The organism is Streptomyces sp. RLA123, assembly GCF_056270165.1.
In genome coordinates this window covers 7,416,733-7,433,939 of record NZ_JBWDOR010000003.1, presented here as the reverse complement: position 1 = coordinate 7,433,939, position 17,207 = coordinate 7,416,733, and the positions used below count along the sequence as shown (strand labels likewise).

16 protein-coding genes are annotated in these 17,207 nt (G+C 70.7%); 15 read left to right on the top strand and 1 reads right to left on the bottom strand.

Annotation, left to right across the window (positions count from 1 at the left end; all coding sequences use genetic code 11):
- Positions 1–6: 6 nt before the first annotated feature.
- Positions 7–753 carry a DNA-methyltransferase gene (locus RV983_RS34230; RefSeq protein ID WP_475989594.1) on the bottom strand — a complete coding sequence of 249 codons (747 nt, stop codon included), beginning with the start codon at positions 751–753 and terminating at the stop codon, positions 7–9.
- A 567-nt stretch (positions 754–1,320) separates the two neighbouring features.
- Between RV983_RS34230 and RV983_RS34225 the strand changes: the two genes are divergently transcribed.
- The 15 genes from RV983_RS34225 to RV983_RS34155 all read left to right on the top strand — a co-directional run bounded on the left by RV983_RS34225 (position 1,321) and on the right by RV983_RS34155 (position 16,644).
- The gene (locus RV983_RS34225; RefSeq protein WP_475989593.1) at positions 1,321–2,466 is read left to right on the top strand and encodes a C40 family peptidase; all 1,146 of its coding nucleotides are present in this window, start codon (positions 1,321–1,323) and stop codon (positions 2,464–2,466) included.
- Between the two features lie 87 nt (positions 2,467–2,553).
- Positions 2,554–2,862 carry a DUF6112 family protein gene (locus RV983_RS34220; protein ID WP_475989592.1) on the top strand — a complete coding sequence of 103 codons (309 nt, stop codon included), beginning with the start codon at positions 2,554–2,556 and terminating at the stop codon, positions 2,860–2,862.
- Complete coding sequence (locus RV983_RS34215) at positions 2,862–3,551, top strand: hypothetical protein (RefSeq protein ID WP_475989591.1); 690 nt, start codon at positions 2,862–2,864, stop codon at positions 3,549–3,551. The genes RV983_RS34220 and RV983_RS34215 overlap by 1 nt, the downstream gene beginning before the upstream one ends.
- Positions 3,552–3,578: 27 nt before the next feature.
- Complete coding sequence (locus RV983_RS34210; RefSeq protein ID WP_475989590.1) at positions 3,579–4,970, top strand: SCO6881 family protein; 1,392 nt, start codon at positions 3,579–3,581, stop codon at positions 4,968–4,970.
- Positions 4,971–5,111: 141 nt separating this feature from the next.
- Positions 5,112–6,584 carry an SCO6880 family protein gene (locus RV983_RS34205; RefSeq protein WP_475989589.1) on the top strand — a complete coding sequence of 491 codons (1,473 nt, stop codon included), beginning with the start codon at positions 5,112–5,114 and terminating at the stop codon, positions 6,582–6,584.
- 34 nt (positions 6,585–6,618) lie between these two features.
- A complete protein-coding gene (locus RV983_RS34200; RefSeq protein ID WP_475989588.1) occupies positions 6,619–7,071 on the top strand; it encodes a DUF6238 family protein in 453 nt (150 codons plus the stop codon).
- Between the two features lie 28 nt (positions 7,072–7,099).
- Positions 7,100–8,614, top strand: coding sequence for an ATP-binding protein (locus RV983_RS34195; protein WP_475989587.1), 1,515 nt, complete (start codon positions 7,100–7,102; stop codon positions 8,612–8,614).
- Positions 8,615–9,726: 1,112 nt separating this feature from the next.
- The gene (locus tag RV983_RS34190) at positions 9,727–11,514 is read left to right on the top strand and encodes a type IV secretory system conjugative DNA transfer family protein (RefSeq protein ID WP_475989586.1); all 1,788 of its coding nucleotides are present in this window, start codon (positions 9,727–9,729) and stop codon (positions 11,512–11,514) included.
- 112 nt (positions 11,515–11,626) lie between these two features.
- Entirely contained in the window at positions 11,627–11,941 is a 315-nt protein-coding gene (locus tag RV983_RS34185; protein ID WP_475989585.1) for a hypothetical protein, read from the top strand.
- Between the two features lie 32 nt (positions 11,942–11,973).
- Positions 11,974–12,216 (top strand): hypothetical protein, encoded by a 243-nt coding sequence (locus tag RV983_RS34180; RefSeq protein ID WP_475989584.1) that lies wholly within the window; start codon positions 11,974–11,976, stop codon positions 12,214–12,216.
- Entirely contained in the window at positions 12,216–13,379 is a 1,164-nt protein-coding gene (locus tag RV983_RS34175; RefSeq protein WP_475989583.1) for a DnaB-like helicase N-terminal domain-containing protein, read from the top strand. Before RV983_RS34180 ends, RV983_RS34175 begins: the two co-directional genes overlap by 1 nt.
- 58 nt (positions 13,380–13,437) lie before the next feature.
- A complete protein-coding gene (locus RV983_RS34170; protein WP_475989582.1) occupies positions 13,438–14,013 on the top strand; it encodes a hypothetical protein in 576 nt (191 codons plus the stop codon).
- Positions 14,014–14,369: 356 nt separating this feature from the next.
- Positions 14,370–14,966, top strand: a complete 597-nt coding sequence (locus tag RV983_RS34165) for a DUF4913 domain-containing protein (protein ID WP_475989581.1) — start codon at positions 14,370–14,372, stop codon at positions 14,964–14,966.
- Positions 14,963–15,730 carry a glycosyl hydrolase gene (locus RV983_RS34160; RefSeq protein WP_475989580.1) on the top strand — a complete coding sequence of 256 codons (768 nt, stop codon included), beginning with the start codon at positions 14,963–14,965 and terminating at the stop codon, positions 15,728–15,730. The genes RV983_RS34165 and RV983_RS34160 overlap by 4 nt, the downstream gene beginning before the upstream one ends.
- Positions 15,727–16,644: a hypothetical protein gene (locus tag RV983_RS34155; RefSeq protein ID WP_475989579.1), complete on the top strand. Its 918-nt coding sequence runs from the start codon at positions 15,727–15,729 to the stop codon at positions 16,642–16,644. The genes RV983_RS34160 and RV983_RS34155 overlap by 4 nt, the downstream gene beginning before the upstream one ends.
- The last annotated feature ends 563 nt before the right edge of the window (positions 16,645–17,207 follow it).

The following is a 17,207-nucleotide window of genomic DNA, read 5'->3' as shown; positions in this document are numbered from 1 at the left end:
TCACGCTCACGCCTCCGGTCCTGCGAGGCCGAAGTCATCCTGGGTGAACACCGATCGGAGCCTTTGCTCGGCGACGTCGGCATAGTGGGAAGACAACTCGACTCCCACGAACTGCCGGCCTTCGCGTAGTGCGGCGACGCCCGTGGAGCCACTGCCCGTGAACGGGTCGAGGACAGTGCCGCCTTCGGGGCAGATCCGCACGAGCTGCTGCATGATCTCGACCGGCTTCTGGGTGATGTGCACCCTGTCCTTGCGGGGCTGGGAGGCGGTGAAGTGGCCTGGCAGGTAAAGGTCCCGGTCCTTGTCGAGGCTGCCCTTAACGCCCCAGATGATGAACTCGGCCGACTGCTTGAACCCGCCCTTGCGGGGCCGGCTCGCGGGCTTGATCCAGGGGATCGTGCCGCTCCAGGTCCAGCCCGCCATCTGCAAGGCGTCGGACGTGGTCGGTTCCTGGCGCCAGTCGGAGAAGACCATGGCGACGGAGTGCTCCGTCGAGGCCCGGTAGGCCTCGGTGAGCAGGGCAGTCAGCCAGCTTCGATAGCTCCTCTGGTCGCGGTTCTCGCCGGGGAAGTTCTGCAGGTCATGCGCTGATCCGGCCGTTACGTACTTGGCGCGGGCGGTGCGGCCGGTGCGGTCCGAGCTGGTGCGTCCGCCGGAGTTGTACGGCGGGTCGGTGATGACGGCGTTGACGCTCTCGTCCGGGAGGGTCTTCAGCACGGTGAGGGCGTCACCTCGGTACAGCGTGTAACTCATGTGCGGGGCCTCTTTCAGGGCACGACGGGACTGGGCCCGCTCCCGACGGCGGTCAACAACAGACGGCCAGAGCTGGGTTGCGCCGGAGGTTAACCGCGATTTCCGGCCGCACCTAGCGAGCCCGTGTCGCGCTCGGCCCGGATTCGGCAGCCGTTTGGTGCGGCCGGATACCCGGTCTACTGTCTCGCCACATCACCGAGGCGGAGCCCGGCCCCACCTCTGCTGACCTGTGCTCCCGCGTCCAAAGAGTTGGACCGGCAGGCACGTTGACCCCCCGTTCCCGAAGCCGTGAGGAGACCCAGTGCACCGCCTGAGATTACGAGCGCGGTCGGCTGCCGCGCATGGCCTGAACCCGGCGTCCGGGAGCTACCAACTCCCCTGGCCCGGGCCCGCCCTGGGAGGCGGATTTACATCGGCGCGGTGTCGGCGGCTTTGCACGAGAAGTCGGCACCGCGCCTCCTACGAACCGCGAGGAGCCGCTGCGATGCAGCACGCCCGAATACGCCCACGCCCTGACCCAACACCGTTGCCCGGCTGGGCTGTCCGCCCCCGCGAACGGCGGTGGCGATGATGAAGGTCACCGGAGCGGTCATCTGTCTCTTCGCCTCCGGTCCGCTGCTGCTGGCCGTTCCGATCCTCGGTATCGCGGCCGGGAGTGCCTCGGCCTCCTGCTCGACCGGCGGCCCACAGGCTGTGGTTACCTCAGCCGTTGCCGCTCAGGTGAAGGCGATCCTGGACGGCGGCGTCAAGGGCACGGTCTCTGTGCCGGGCCTGGACGACCCAGCCGAGCAGATCCCCAACGCCAAGACCATCCAGGCCACCGGCGTCGCGATGAACATCCCAGCCCGGGGCCAGATCGTGGCTCTGGCGACGGCCCTGCAGGAGAGCCGCCTGCGGAATCTGACCTACGGCGACCGCGATTCATTGGGCTTGTTCCAGCAGCGACCGTCGCAGGGATGGGGCACCGCGAACGAGATCCTCGACCCGGTGCACGCCTCGACGATGTTCTACGAGGCGCTGGAGAGGGTCCCGGGCTGGCAGTCCCTGTCTGTCGCCCAGGCCGCCCAGGCGGTGCAGAAGTCCGGGGTCCCCGACGGTTACGCGAAGTGGGAGCCTCTGGCCACCGCCCTGCAGCAGGCGACTGAGCCGCTGTTGTCGAGGGCCGGCGGCACGTCGCCCAGTTCCTCGCCGTCCGGCTCGGGCAGCACGGCCGGTGCTCCGCCGAGTCCCGCGGGCAGCTGTACGGCCGGCGGGGACGGCACCGGCTTCGGGGCCATCCCGCCCGGTGCGGTACCGGCCGGATACCAGATTCCGGCCGATGCTCCGCCAAAGGTCCAGACGGCGATCCGCTGGGCGCTCGGCCAGCTCGGCACCCCGTACCAGTGGGGCGGGAGCTGCACCGACTCCCACGGGCTCGATCCCATGGGGCGCTGCGACTGCTCTTCCCTGATGCAGCAGTCGTACAAGGCCGCGAGGGTCGCCCTCACGCGGACGACGTACACGCAGGTCAAGGACGGCAAGCCGGTACCGGTCGGCGCTCTCCGACCCGGTGACCTCGTCTTCACCGAGGGGACTGCCGAAGTCCCGGAACATGTCGGGATGGTCGTCGGCCAGGGCTTGATCGTGAACGCCCCGCACACCGGCGACGTGGTTCGCCTGGCGACGCTCGCGTCCTGGAAGCCGCGGATTCTCGCGGCCCGCCGAGTCGTCTGACCCGGCGTTTCTCTCCCCCCCTTCCTGCACTGACGCTTCGCCTCCTCGGGCTTTGGCGTGCACTGAATCGAACTGGAGTTCACAATCATGTATTTGGCCGACAAGCTCGTCCAGCTCGCCTACGACCCCGGGATCAAGCCGAACGAAGGTGGTCTGCCGGGTCTCGCGGTCCTCAAACAGGTGATGGGCTCGATCAACCTCTTCGGGATCATCGCCGTGGTCGGTGCGCTCGCCGTCAGCGCGGGCGTGTGGGCCTGGGGCCACCACTCCGGCGGCCACCAGGCCGAGGCCAACGGCAAGAAGGGCGTGCTGGTCAGCGCTGGCGCGGCCCTTCTGCTGGGTGCCGCGAACGGTGTGGTGGCATTCTTCAGCACGCTGGGGAGCCAGGTCCACTGATGTTGCCCCGTTCCACGAACCCTGGCGGCGGATCCCGCGTGCGCCGCCGGGTGCTGCTCGGCACCGCCGTCCTGGTGGTGCTCGTCACCCTCGCCGGCCTGGCCGCCTACCTCACCCGCGACAGCAGGTCCGCCTCCAAGGCAACAGCATCGCAGGCGAGCGCGGCTTATCCCTCCTCCCCGACCGCTGCTGCCTCCGCTTCGTCACCCTCGCGCGGGAGCCGCGGCGTCCTTCCCGGTCCCCCGTCGACGCACGACCCGATCGCCTTCGGGAAGGCGGCGGCCGCAGCACTGTGGTCCTACGACACCCGTGCCTACTCCCAGCCCGAGTGGATGGTCGCCCTGCACGGGTGGATGACCAGCGAGACGAAGTACGCCGACACCACGTCGGTCGACACGCTGGTCCCCTCGCGCGCGATGTGGAAGCAGATGGCCGCAGGCGGCCAGTTCGCCACCGCCAAGGTGAGCGAGGCGCACTTCCCCGACGCGTTCACCCGGGCCCTGCAGGCGGACCCGGGGGCGCTCACCACCGCGTACGTCTACGCCGTGACGGTCTCCGGCAAACAGTCGATCGCCTGGAACGGCTCGCCCCACGGTGGCGCCGAGAGCCGCGTCACCACCCTCGCGGTCCAGTGCCGCCCCTCCCGACCCTGCGCCCTGGCCGGTGTCCTGCCGGCCGTCGCGCCCTGACCCCTATCCAGGAAGGGAGTTATTGCCATGGGAGTCTGTGACCTTCCGCTGATGGACGCTGTCTGCGACGCCGTGGATTTCGCGTCCAACCCCGCGGGTACTGTCACCGACGGCGTCGGGGCCTGGATCGCGAAGTCATCGGGCGAGCTGGCCGCCAGCGCGGCCGCTCTCGCGGCTAAAGCCGTCAACGAGACCACCGCCATCGATCTCAACGCTGACTGGTTCCAGGACAATTACGAGCTGCTGCTGCCCATCGGGCTCGCCCTGACCGTCGGCACGTTCTGCCTCCAGTTGATGTTCGCGGCCTGGCGTCGCGACGAACGAGCGCTCGCCCGAGCCGCGATCGGCACCATGACCGGCGTCCTCTTCTCGTTCTGCGCTGTCGCGTTCACCTCCGTGGCCGTCACGGTGGTCGACGCCCTGTCCGACGGCCTGTTCCAAGCGGCCAACAGCTCCGTGGACGACGCGATCCGCCGCATCATCAAGGTCAACCAACTGGGGGCGATGTACGGGCTCGGCTGGGCCGTTCCAGCCCTGGTCGCCCTCGGCTGCGCGATCGGCGCGTTCCTGTACTGGGGCGTGATGGTCGCCCGCAAGGTCGGCGTCCTGGTCATGGTGACGCTCGCGATCTTCGCCGGGGCCGGAGGCGGCTGGGAGGCCGCCAGCAGGTGGCGGCGTGGTTGGTCCGAGGCCACCGCCACCCTGATCGCCTCCAAGCTCCTGATGACCGTTGTCCTCCTCACGGGAGTCTCGGCGGTGGGCCAGTCCGACGCCAAGGACGGCCTGTCCGCCCTCGCGGACGCGATGGCCGGCCTCGTCATCGTCGCCCTGGTTCTGCTGTGCCCCTTCGTCACCTACAAGTTCGTCCACTGGGCCAGCGACGGCGGCGCCCACGGCGACCTGCACCGCAGCGGCATCGCCGGCCTGGCAGTCGCCGCTGGGGCCGCGAAAACCGCAGGCAGCCTCGCGATACAAGCCGGTACCGGAGCGCCGGCTCCGCAGGGGCCGACCCAGGTTCCCGGCGCGGGCAGCGACGGCGTCGCCTCCGGCATCGACCCCACCGGCGGCACCCTGAGCAAGGACGGCATCGACGCCGGCCCTCCGAAGCCGCGAACCGGCTTCCGCTACGGTGAGGCCCCGAACGCCGCTGGCGACCAGGGCCGCGCCTTGATCCAGCACCCCGGCATCCCCGCGCTGATCACCCGGCCTGCCGTCGCCGAAGCAGCAGGATCCGACGGCAACGGTCCCTCCACTGCCGAGCCCGCTGCTGTGTCGGTTCCGGGCGGCAGCCTGACCCGCGTGGGTGCCGTGCCACCCGCTGGTCCTGTCGCACCGCCGCCCTCTACAGGGCCGTCGGCGACCGGCTCCCCGGCCCCGACAGCCTGGGTCTACCCCGACCAGCCGCCGTCCGGTTCCTGACCCACCACCACCCGGGGGGCGGGCTGTTTCCTTCCAGCCCGCCCCCCTTCCCCGGCTCCACGGGACGGAGTCCTGCGTCGGCCTCCACAAGAGCGCCACGCCTCCTATTTTTCCCGCCCGCTCCCACTGTCTGGAACCGCCATGTCTGACAACCTCCAGGCCGAAGCCACCACGGCCACCGTGAAGTTCCCGCACCGCAGCAGGCGCGGCATCCTGCTCGGCCTCACTGCCCCGCAACTGATCGCGGTGGGCCTGGCCGGCCTGCTCCTGCTCGCCGCGATCCTGGCCCGTGGCGTGGTCGGCGCTGTCGAACTCATCCCGCTGTGGGCCGCCATCGCGGCGCTCGTCTTCGTCCGCCACCGAGGCCGGGCCCTGGCCGACTGGGCTCCGATCCTCACCCGCTACGCGCTCCGCCGGATGCGGGGCCAGTTGATCTGGCTCGCCCGGCCGTCCCGTCGCCCGGTCCGCGAAGGACTCCTCCACCTGCCCGGGACCGCCGCCAGCCTGCGCGTGGTCACCGCACCCGACCGCCGCTACGGCGCGGTCCACAACCCCCACACCGGCACGCTGACCGCCGCGGTCAAGGTGTCCTCCCGCGCCTACGCGCTGCTCGACCCGGGCACCCAGAACGCCAACGTCAGCGGCTGGGGTCGCGCGCTGGCCGCACTGGCCCGCACCGGTCAGGTCGCCCGGATACAGGTGATCGAGCGCACCGTGCCGGACTCCGGCGACGCCCTTCGCCGGCACTGGGAAGAGCACGGCCAGCCCGACGCCCCGGTGGCCGGCCAGGTCTACAGCGAGCTGATCCGCAGCGCGGGCCCGGCTGCGGCTCCGCACGAGGCGTACGTCGCGATCTCGCTGGACGCCAAAGCCGCCAGGCGCCTGATCAACCAGGCCGGAGGCGGCCTGACCGGGTCCTTCAGCGTCCTGGGGCAGTTGACCTCGACCTTCGACCAGGCCGCGCGCACCGCCGGGCTCAACCCCACCGGATGGCTCACCGCCCGCGAGATAGCGGCCGTCGTCCGAACGGCATACGACCCCAAGGCCTCCGCCTCCCTCGACCGTTGGTCCCCCGCCGGGCGCCCCGAGGCCGACCCGGCCGCCGCCGGCCCGGTCGTGGTCGTCGAGAAGGCGGACCACATCGCGACCGACTCCGCCGTCCACCGAACGTATTGGGTGGAGAACTGGCCCCGCACCGAGACATCGGCAGGCTTCCTGCACCAGGTGTTGTTCACCGCCGGGGTGCGGCGGACACTGTCGCTGTCGTACGAGCCGCAGGGACTGGACGCCGCCCTGCGTGATGTCCAGCGCAAGAAGGCCAGCGTGATCGCGGACGCAGCCGAGCGGGCGCGGCGCGGCCGGGTCGACTCCGAAGCGGACTCCATCGAGTACCAGGGCATCAAGTCCCGGGAGCGCCAGCTCATCGCGGGCCACGCGGATGTCGCCCTGACCGGCCTGCTGACCGTGTCGGCCGACTCCGAGGAGGAGCTTCGTTCCGCCTGCGCGGTCGTGGAAACCTCGGCGGTCGGCGCGCAGATCGACCTTCGGCCGCTGACCTGGCAGCAGGCCGAAGCGTTCACCGCCGCCGCCATGCCACTCGCCCTCGCCGCCTGATGCCGGCCCTCCTCCCTTCCGAAAGAGCACCCCCATGTCCCGTACCGCCAGCCCGACCACGCAGGACTTCGTGCCTTTCGCCACCGCAGCGCTCGACTTCCACCGCGCGCTCAACGTGCCGGGCGGGCCTCTCGTCACCACCCGGGCCGAGCTGGACACCCTGCACGCCCACCTCGTCTCGCTGCACGGCCTGCTCGACGCCCACGCCGCCCGCACCGGCCAACTCGTGCCGATCGAGGGCGACCAGCTCCGCGCCGCCCGCACACGAGTCTGGCAAGCCGCCGACCATGTCCATGCCGCCTACCACGCGGCCCCCCGGCCCGGCTCCGGCGAGGTCCCCGACCGCGAAACGTGCCAGGCCGGCCTGCCGGAAGGCGCACCAAAGCTGACTATCTGTCAGCGCCACCAGCGCACCGCCTATCTGGTCCGACGCCGCACGACCCCGGCCGACCTGCACACGCCGTTCACCGGCCTCGTCCGCTACTGACCCAGCCTCCGCCCCTGGAGATTCATTCATGCCCCGCACCCGCGCCAGCGCCTCCCACCTGTTCGTCCCCCGTAAGACGTCACGTGCCGAGCAGCACGCCGCCCGCGCCGGTTTCGCCGAGGCCCACCGCCGGGCCCGTCTTGCCGGAGCCACGCCCAAGCGCCGCAACGAGGAGGCATTCGACCCGGAGCTGCGGCCGACCTACCCACCGTCCGGGCGCCCCGGCTCATCCTCAGCACGCGGCGGCAAGCTCAGCCTGCCCGACCACCGGATGACCACCGCCATCGTCGCCGGGGCCTATCCCTTCCTCGCCGAGGGCGGCCTGGGCGCGGAGGGCATCTTCATCGGCCGCGACGTCCACGCGGAGGCCGCCTTCTGCTACGACCCGTTCACGCTGTACAGCAGCGGCCGGATCGAGGGCTTCACCAACCCCAACGCGGTCCTGGCCGGGATCATCGGCATGGGCAAGTCCGCACTGGCCAAGTCCATCGCCACCCGGGCGATCGCCCACGGCTACCGCGTCTACGTGCCCTGCGACCCCAAGGGAGAGTGGACGGCCGTCGCTCACGCTCTCGGCGGCTACACCATCGCGCTGGGGCCAGGACTCCCGGGCAGGGTGAACCCCCTGGACGCCCCGGCCCGGCCCTCCTCGGTGAGCAAGGACGACTGGTCGACCGAGGTCCGAAAGCGCCGCCTCCTGCTCCTGGCCGGCCTCGCCCGCACCGTGCTGAAGCGCGATCTCCAGCCTATGGAACACACCGCTTTGGACCTCGCACTCGACCTGGTCGTCAAGGAAGCCGAGGCAGGCGGCACCGTGCCCTTGCTCGGCGAGATCGCGCACACCCTCGGCTCACCCGAGCGCCTTGACCGGGCTCTCGGCGACCAGGTCGGGCGGATGGGGGCCGCAGCGCAGGACCTCGCGCATGCCCTGCGCCGTCTGATCCACGGCGACTTGAGCGGCATGTTCGACGCGCCGTCGACCGCGGCCTTCGACCCGACCACCCCGATGCTGTCCATCGACCTCTCCCGCCTGGGCGGCTCGGGTGACGACACCGCGCTGGTCCTCGCGATGACCTGCGCGAGCGCCTGGATGGAGTCGGCGCTCGCCGATCCGGCCGGCGGCCGACGCTGGGTGATCTACGACGAGGCATGGCGCGTGATGAGGCATGTCGGCCTGCTGGAACGCATGCAGAGCCAGTGGAAGCTCAGCCGAGGTCTCGGCATCGCCAACCTGATGGTCATCCACCGCCTCAGCGATCTGCTGAGTGCGGGCGACGCCGGCTCGCGCGGCCGGGTGCTGGCCGAGGGCCTCCTCGCCGACTGCTCCACCCGCATCATCTACCGCCAGGAGCCCGACCAACTCGCCGCTGCCGCTTCGCTCCTCGGCCTGACGGGCGTCGAGACCCAGGCTGTCGCCGCTCTCACAAAGGGCCGAGGCTTGTGGAAGGTCGCAGGTCGGAGCTTCATCACCCAGCACATCCTGCACCCTGCCGAGCGCGAGCTGTTCGACACCGACGCCCGCATGACGAACAAGATCAACTAGTGATCGCAAAAGGGAGTTGTGACAGCTCATGCACCCCGACCAGCCCCCGGTCCCTCTCCAGTCAGAGGGCACACGCATCACCGCACGCACCAGCGATCCTCTCCCCCGGCAAGCAACTGCTGGCACCTCGGAACAGGAGCACGGGTACGGCTACCTCGCCGCGCTCCTTCGGCAGCGCGGACTGGAGTGCACCGTCGAGTACGGACTCAGCGACTACATCGTCCGCGCCGAGCTCCCCGACGGCAGCTCGTTGATCATCGCACCACCCCAGGAACCGCCGACCGACCACCCACCCGGGCATCCCGAGAGCTGGTTGGTGACCCGCGGGCATCCCGACGACTCCGCGATCCACGAAGTGATCTACGACTCGGAACCCGACGGCCTCCACGCCCGGCACGGCGGCTGTCTCCCCAGTCTGCTCGTCGCCATCGACGCCCGTCTTGATCAGCTCGGCGTGCCGTCCGTCGATCCGTACTCCGTCCCGGGGATGATCAACCGGCTCACCGAGACCGCAACACCCCATGAGATCGCCGGAATCATTGAGGAGGTCAGCGGAGCCCTCCCCCAGCTGACCGAACTCGTCGCCGCAGCAGCCGCCTGGACCCGAGCCCGCCTGACCTTCGAGAACCCGCACAACAACCCGACCTTCGAGACGTGGACACGGCTGGCCACCGCTACCCGCCTGCTGCATGACGTCCACAAGGAGCTGGGGGCCACCGAGGACATCATCGCCGCGTGCCCTGTGGAACCCAGCGACCCCAGGTACCGCGACCAGGTGCCTTCCCCGCGGACCGGGGCACTGCTCAGCAACGTCCGCGGCAGCGACGCGATCACAGACACAAAGCCGTCCGCCGCCCATAGCCCGGAAGCAGAGCGGCAGCGGGCCGCCCGCGGCTCCTCCCCACACGCCGTCAGCCATCGGACCTCGCCCTCCGCCGACCACGACGTCCCACCAGCGGCCAGCGCCCCGCCACCCCGATACCGCGCACTCGATGACTTCGGTCTGGCCTCGACCGCCGACCCCTTCCCGGAACAGAAGCTGCCCCGATGGCCAGCAGAAGAGCGCCGCGCGCCCCACCTCGCCCCTGCCCGCTCTCCTCCTTGGATCCGCCATGCCCGCCCCTCGTACCAGCGCGCCCTCGACCACCACCGGCTCCGATGCTTTCCCCTACCTCCTGTTCGGAGTCCTCGGCGCCGCCATCGCCCTCGGCTCCCTCGCCTGGCTGACCGGCAACCTCACCAACACTCTGGTCGGCGCCGGCCCCTGGGCGCCGTTCAAAGCCACCGACGCGCTGCTGCGCCCTGAGGCGCTGTGGCCGCAGCTAAGCCCGACCGCGCTGCAGGTCGGCGCGCGGCTTGTTCCTGGGCTGCTCTCCGTCTGCCTCACCGTCACCGGCCTGGTTGTGAGGCTGCGGCTGTGCGGGGATGCGAAGAACGGCCTCGCCCGCAAGCAGGATCTCGCTCCGCTGCTGGACAGGGAGATCACCGCCAAAGCAAAGAGCCTGCGGCCGAGCCTGTTCGATCTCAAACCGAAGGAGGTCGCTCCCGCCGACCGCGGGATTCTGCTCGGCACGCTCTCCCCGAGCCGGGCCGAGGTCCGCGCCTCCTGGGAGGACGTGATCGTCGCGATCATGGCCCCTCGCTCTGGCAAAACGTCCGGACTGGCGATCCCCGCGATCCTCGCCGCTCCCGGCCCGGTACTGCTGACCTCGAACAAGGCGGCGAACGACGCCTTCACCGCAACGGTGGACGCCCGCGCCAAGGGCGGCACGATCTGGACGCTCGACCCGCAGCAGATCGCCCACCACCCGCGCGAGATGTGGTGGGACATCCTGGCCGACGCCCGCGACCTGGCCGGGGCGAAACGCCTGGCTGGGCACTTCGTCGCCGCCAGCGTGGACGAATCCAGCGGCTCCGATTTCTGGTCCACCGCCGCGAGCAACACGCTGGGCGCACTGTTCCTGGCCGCCGCCAGCCACCGCCGCCCGATCACCGAGGCCCTGGCCTGGCTCGCCTCCCCCGCCGACCGCACGCCGGTGGACCTGCTCACCGATGCCGGCCACGAGGCGGTCGCCGCCCAGCTCCAGGGCACCGTCAGCGGGGCCACGGAAACGCGGGACGGCATCTATGAGACCGCGCGGCAGTACGCGAGCTGCCTGCTCGACCCGGACGTCGCCGCCTGGGTCACCCCCAGCAAGCACCTTCCCGAGTTCAAACCGTTCGCGTTCGCCACCTCCCGCGACACGTTGTACCTGCTCAGCAAGGATGGCGGCGGCTCGGCATCGGCGATCATCGCGGCGGCGGCCGACGCGGTGATGCGCGCGGCCGTGGTCGTCGCCGAGCGCTCCGGCGGGCGGCTCGACCCGCCCGCCCTGTGCGTCCTCGACGAGGCCGCCAACGTCTGCAAGATCTCCGATCTCCCCGACCTGTACAGCCACCTGGGCTCACGGGGTGTGATCCCGATCACGATCCTGCAGTCCTACCGACAGGGCCAGCGGTGCTGGGGCGAAGCAGGCATGGACGCGCTCTGGTCCGCCGCCACGATCAAGATCATAGGAAGCGGCATCGACGACGCCGACTTCGCCGACCGTCTGAGCAGGCAAGTCGGCGACCACGACGTGCAGACCACATCGGTGTCGACCAGCGACAGCGGCAAGTCAACCTCCGTGAGCCTGCGCACCGAACGGATCCTGCCCCCCGACGCGATCCGCGCGCTCCCCAAGGGCAAGGCGCTGCTACTCGCCACCGGCATCCGGGTGGCAATGTTCGACCTACGGCCCTGGTACAAGGAGCCCGCCGCCAAGGTGGTCGGTCCGGCGTCGGCCCACGCGACGAAGGCCATCACCAAGCGAGCCATTGCCAAGTCCCTGGGTCGCGACGGTTTCGGACTGTCGGCATGAGCGCCCCAACTCTTCAGGTGTCTCGCTCGGTACCGGGATCCAGTCGCCGCATCCGCTGCTCATGCCCGCCGAGGCCCATCTACCCGGCGGTGCCAGACCACGGCAACGCCCAGTGGCGATCACTGCGCGACAGCTCGCCCACGAGTGGCGCGATGCCGTGGAGTTCGATGCCGCGATCCGTTCGGGCGAAGCCCGAACGACCCCGGAGGGCACCCCGCTGCTCGGCCAGGCGTATCTGCACCGCAGTCGCGGGCCTCTGGACCAGACACCGATCGACCAGGTCACCGCCCACGAGTGGTCGGGATGTCAGGGCGACATCGTCGACGCGCTCGCGGACGCCGAACTGGAACATGCGACCCGGAGTGCAGCTCCCCCTGGTCCTGCCGCTCCGGCGCCCCAGACCAGGCCTATCAACCTCACGGCCTGACCCTCCCCATCTACCTGCTCAGGAGTCCCCTCGTGTCCTCTCCAAGTCCGTCCTCCGCTCTGGCGCGGTCCGAACGCCTCGCCTGGTCACCGGCCGTCCGATGTGGCGGCCAATGGTGGCTAGTCACCGGTTCAGGGTCGGTCCTCACCGCCGATCCGACGTTCACCGGCAAGCTGGACCGCTTCGCCAACGCGATAGCCGCCGCCGACCAGGCTGTCGCCGATCTCCGCTCCCAGCAGGACGATCCGCCGACCCCCGGCCCCGGGCGGCAGTGATGAACCCGCTGCTGAGTGCCGAGCAGGCAGTGCTCGGCTCGGTACTGCTCGACCCCGATCAGCTCACGCACCTGGATTGGCTCGCGCCGGACCACTTCTACCAGCCGGTCCACCAGGCGCTGTTCGCCGCCTTGCGCAAGCTCCAAACCGAGGGCCACCCCTCCGTGTCGGCCAAGGAACCTGTGCCCCTGTCCTGGGTGACCGGCGCGGTCGACGAGGCCAGCCACCACGTCCGAGGGCTGACCGCCTCATACCCCCACATCCTGATTGCGGCCTGCCCGCGCCCCGCGCACGCCCCTGTGTACGGCCGGATGGTGCTGGAGGGGGCGATCCACCGCACCGTGACCGAGCACGCGATCCGCCTCCACCAGGCGGCCCGCGCTGACGCCCTCCAAGGCGAGGTAGAAGGAGCGCTGCACCATGCGGACGTCCTGACCGGGATGCTCAGGGACCTCGCGCGCCGCTGGGGGTCCGAACCACGCCCGGTCGCCCCGCCCGCACCGCCCCCCTCAGCTCCCGTCGCGCCGCCGGTACGAGCCGGCCGGGCCGCCGAGGACGAGCAGTTCCTGCTGGCGGTCCTGGTCGAACGGCCGAAGGCGATGGCCGATGTCGTCGGCTGGCTGCGACCGGGCGACTTCGCCGTCCCCGCCCACCGCCAGCTCTACCGCTGCCTTGGTGCGCTGCACCACCGCGGCGAGCCCATCGACCGGATCACGGTTCTGTGGGAGGCCCAGCGGCGCGGTCTGCTAGCCGGCGGCACACTGACCGCCGAACAGCTCACCGCCATCTGCGACGGCGTCGGCGCCGGCAGCGCCGAGTGGCTCGGCGAGCAGATCATGCGCTCCTCCGTCGCCCGTACTGCGGCGGCCTCGGCCCGTGCCATACGAGCCCTGGCTGAGGACGAGGCCCTGGCCCCCGGGAGGCTCATCAGCCACGCCCTGCACGCGCTCGGGCCGCTCGACGAGATGCGCGTCCGCTGGCAGGCCGTGAACGGCCACCCCGCTCCGCCACCACCCGTCGTGCCTCCGACCGAGGGACCCCCGACGGCACGGGTCCACGCCGCCCTGGCCCGCAGCACACCACCGGCCGCGCGGCCCCCGGAATGCCCAGGCCCTGCCTTCACGCCCTCAGCTGTACGACCGCCCTCGCGCACCCACCGCTGAACCGTCCACACCCACCAACCCAACCCATCCGACTATTTCCCCCCAATTTGGAGCCCCCGTGAACAACACCTCGCGCTCTGACGCCCTGGCCCTGCGTGCCACGGCCTCCGAGTTCGACGCCCAGCGCGGCAAACTGCCAGTGTCGGCAGACCCCCACCGCTCACCCAATGTCGTCGCCGTCGCACGCCAAATCTCCGAATTCGGACAGCTGGTCACCGATCTGGGCGATGAGGTCCTCATCCGTGCCGCCAACCAGGACAAGGCGCCCCACACAGCCCGGGTGATCACCAGCTTCGCCGCCGCCCTCGAGCCCGCAGGCGAGGCGGCTTCCGCCCTGGGAGCAGTGGCCCACCAGCTCGCCTTCCTGAACCAGACCAAGCATCTGCGCGACCAGCCCGACGCCAGGGATGCCCGAGAAGCCGCGGTACGGGTGATCGAGGAGGCACTCACCACCGCCGACGCAGCCCTGCACAACGTGGCCAACTCCCTGTACTCCGCATCAGCAACGCTCTCTCCCCCGCCTGTTCGGCTCCATGCCGCCCGCAGCCGGTCCGCGACCACCACGCACTCTCCGGCGCCTGGCGCCACCAGGGCGGTGGCGGCGCCCTCGGACCGAATCGCACGCGGCCGGTGACGTGGAAGCCACCGCGTGAATGCCGTTGATCGGCTTGCTCTGTTCGGGGTACGGAGGTCTGGACCTCGGGGTCCAAGCGTTCGGCGGCGTTCTGGCCTGGCATGCCTAGACCAACGCCGACGCCGCGCGCATCTTGGGCCGACGTGGCGGTGCAGGTGCTGGCACCGCCTTGTCCGGGTGTCCCAGCTGCGCTGTGCCGTAGCACCTCACTACCCGGGTATCCCCGGCCGCGGAAAATCGTGGAATCTCCGCATCCTCCTGCCCATGCCGACCCGCGAAGGGAGCCCCGCCGTGGCCTCCAAAAGAGCGCGCCGCACTTCGCCCCCGCCCTGCTCGCTCACTCCCTTGGATCCGTCATGCCCGACCCCAGCAAGGCCACCCCCGAGCCCGAGCCGCTCCGCGTTCCCGACGGCGACCTCGACGATCTCGCCAGCACCCTCGCCAAGACCATCGCGGAGGTGCGCCAGCACGGCGTCATCCTGGATCGTCTCGGCTCCGAGCCCGTCTCTACCCCTCAGCCCCCCGCGGACACCTCCACGGCAGGCGCTGCCGGCGCCGACAAGGCCGACGTCCCGGCCTCGGTGTTCATCCTCGCTCTGGGCGGCGAGGCGTACGCCGTCGAGTTGGCCGCGCTCCGCGACTGGGTGAACTACCTGTTCCTGCCCGTCTACGGACGGGAGATCAGCACCACCCGACCGTGGTGCGACCAGTGGCACGAGCACCCCGAGGCCGTTGCCCGTCTGCACGCGCTCTGGCTCGCGTGGCAGCAGCTCACCGACGCCGAGGCCGGCCTCTCCGGTCCCTCGACGTGGCACCGCGACCACCTCGACCCGGCCCTGGTTCATCTCCGCGGCCCTGACGGCCCCTTCGCCGCCTGCACGACGAGCCCGACCCGGCCCAACCATCGTGTGCTGGCCACCCCGGCGCCTGAGCCGACGGGAGCCACCCGGTGACCGCCGAACCTGACTTCCGCCTCGACGAATTTGGTCCTGCCGATGCCGCCTCCGATCTCGCCGAGAGCAGTTTCTGGGCCGGAGACCTGACCGTACTGGCCCAGCACCACACCACCCCGGAGGGGTCGCACAGCTACTTCGTCGCCCACGACGGGTCGATGACCTGGGGTGTCCCCGGTGAACCACAGCTCGTTGCCATCAAGATCACGCGGGACCTGCGCGTGCGCACGTTCACCTTCGAGACCGCGAACCACGCGGGTCTGGCTTTCGCCCAGAACTGGTTGATCGAGCGTGGCTGCCCGCCCGAGCGAATCGCCCAGGCCAGCGGAGACCCCATGAAGTCCGCCGACGATCTCACCCTCTGGATCGAGCAGCAGATCCGGGAGTCAGGATCTCGCTACAAGGTCCTCGACAGCTGGACCTCGGACTTCGCCCCGTACGAGGCCTGGACGTTGACCCGTGACTCCAGCGCCGCTCAGGCACCGATTCGTGTCTTCCTCGAACAGGGGGACGACGACGCCCACACGTACACGATGCGCGAGGGCGCCTTCGCCGACGAGGCCGCCGCCCGCCACTGGCTCGAAGAGCGCGGCAGTCCGCTGCCGCAGCCCCCGGACTACCGCGGTGAGGCCGCAGCCCGGCTGACCCGCGCCGCGCTCATCCGGTCATCGGGTGCCTCCGCGGCCCCGAAAGCCGGCCTCGACACGGGCAACACGCCGTCGGCAGGAACGGTTCAGCGCCCGAACCCTCGAAGGCCGATGTGAGCCGCGCCCGCTTCGCCTTCGCCGCCCACCCGGACGCCATCGCGGACCTGCGTCAACTCCCTGACAAAATCCGCGACCTGGCGCTGCTGGAACTGCAGAACCTCGTCCACGGCAGCGGCGACTGCCTGCCGCTGACTGGCCGCCTCGCGGGCTACCACAAGGTCTACGTCGACCCGGCCGTCTCCTACCGGATGGTCATCCAGTTCCGCCCGGCCCTGCCCGCCGCGGCCCACAAACGCGAGATCTACCTCGTCGCGGCCGGTGCCCGGGAGGACTACGCGGTCTACCGCAAGGCCCAGCTCCGCACCAACCGGCCCGCCGACACCGACGCGACGGCCGAGGCCCGCGTACAGGCGGCCCGGTCCCGATCCCCCCCGCACGTTGGACCAGACCCCGTCCGTCCCGGCCACCGCACCGGCGGCAGCCAGCCCCACCGCGCCCGCCGCCTCCCGAAAGGCCTCCATGCGATGACCGCCGTCCGTACGCCCCTGGCCTGCACCGAACTGGCCGGGCTGCTCACCGACGCCGCGCGGAGCGTCTCGGAGGTCCTGACGACCAAGTACCCCACCTCCGCCAGCCGCTCCTACCCGCATCCCGTCCTCGGCGCGCTGTCCGCCGGCCCCCGGGTGGTCTGCGAACTGAACAACCGGCTTGCAGAGTTCGTCGTCGAGGAGCCGCTTCCCTCCACCCCCGCCGGTCTGTTCACCCTGGCGTCCTACGCCTCCGCGCTCGGCTGGCTCACCGAGTCTCTCGCAGGAGCTGACCGCCTCCGTGGGCCAGATCTGCACGCGCGTCGGCATCCCCGCCGAGCCGCAGGACCCGGCCTTCGCCGCGCCCTCGCCAACGGACCACAACGACGAGTTCGACTTCGCGTTCAGCACGCTGGAGCTGGCCGCCATCCGCGCAGCCGCTGAGACTGCCAGCCTCAGCACCGGCGACTACGTCGAAGTGCCCTCGCGGTCCCTGCTCGCCGCCTCCCGAATCACCGATGCCTGCTTGGAGATCTCCAGCGGCCTGCTCGAAGACGCCGCGTACGTCCTCGGCGAGGCAACCGATCACGTCTGGATCGGCGAGGGTCCCGACCAGCCTGCCCACGTTGGTGCGCTCCCTGCTTGTCCGGATGAAGGCAGCCGATTGAACCCCCATGACATGGCGAAGCGGCCCGGCGCGCACCACGGGTCCGCAGATCGAGTTGCTCTCTGCCCGCCAGAATGCGGCTTACGAGCGACTGACCCGGGCCGTGTACACATATCACCGCCTTCTGCCCGACTCCGACGCCGAGCCGGCCTCGAAGGCACCGCTTCACGGCCTGGGGACTGACCCCCAGAGCAGGCGCCAGGGTGGGACGACGACTGGGCCATCGCGAATGGTCGCCAGCTCGCGGCCCTTGAGGCGGTTGAGGCGGGCGGCCTGCGCTTCCACCAGAGCGCGGTCTACGGCCACACCTGGCTCTCCGACGGGGACGGCAACCGGCCGA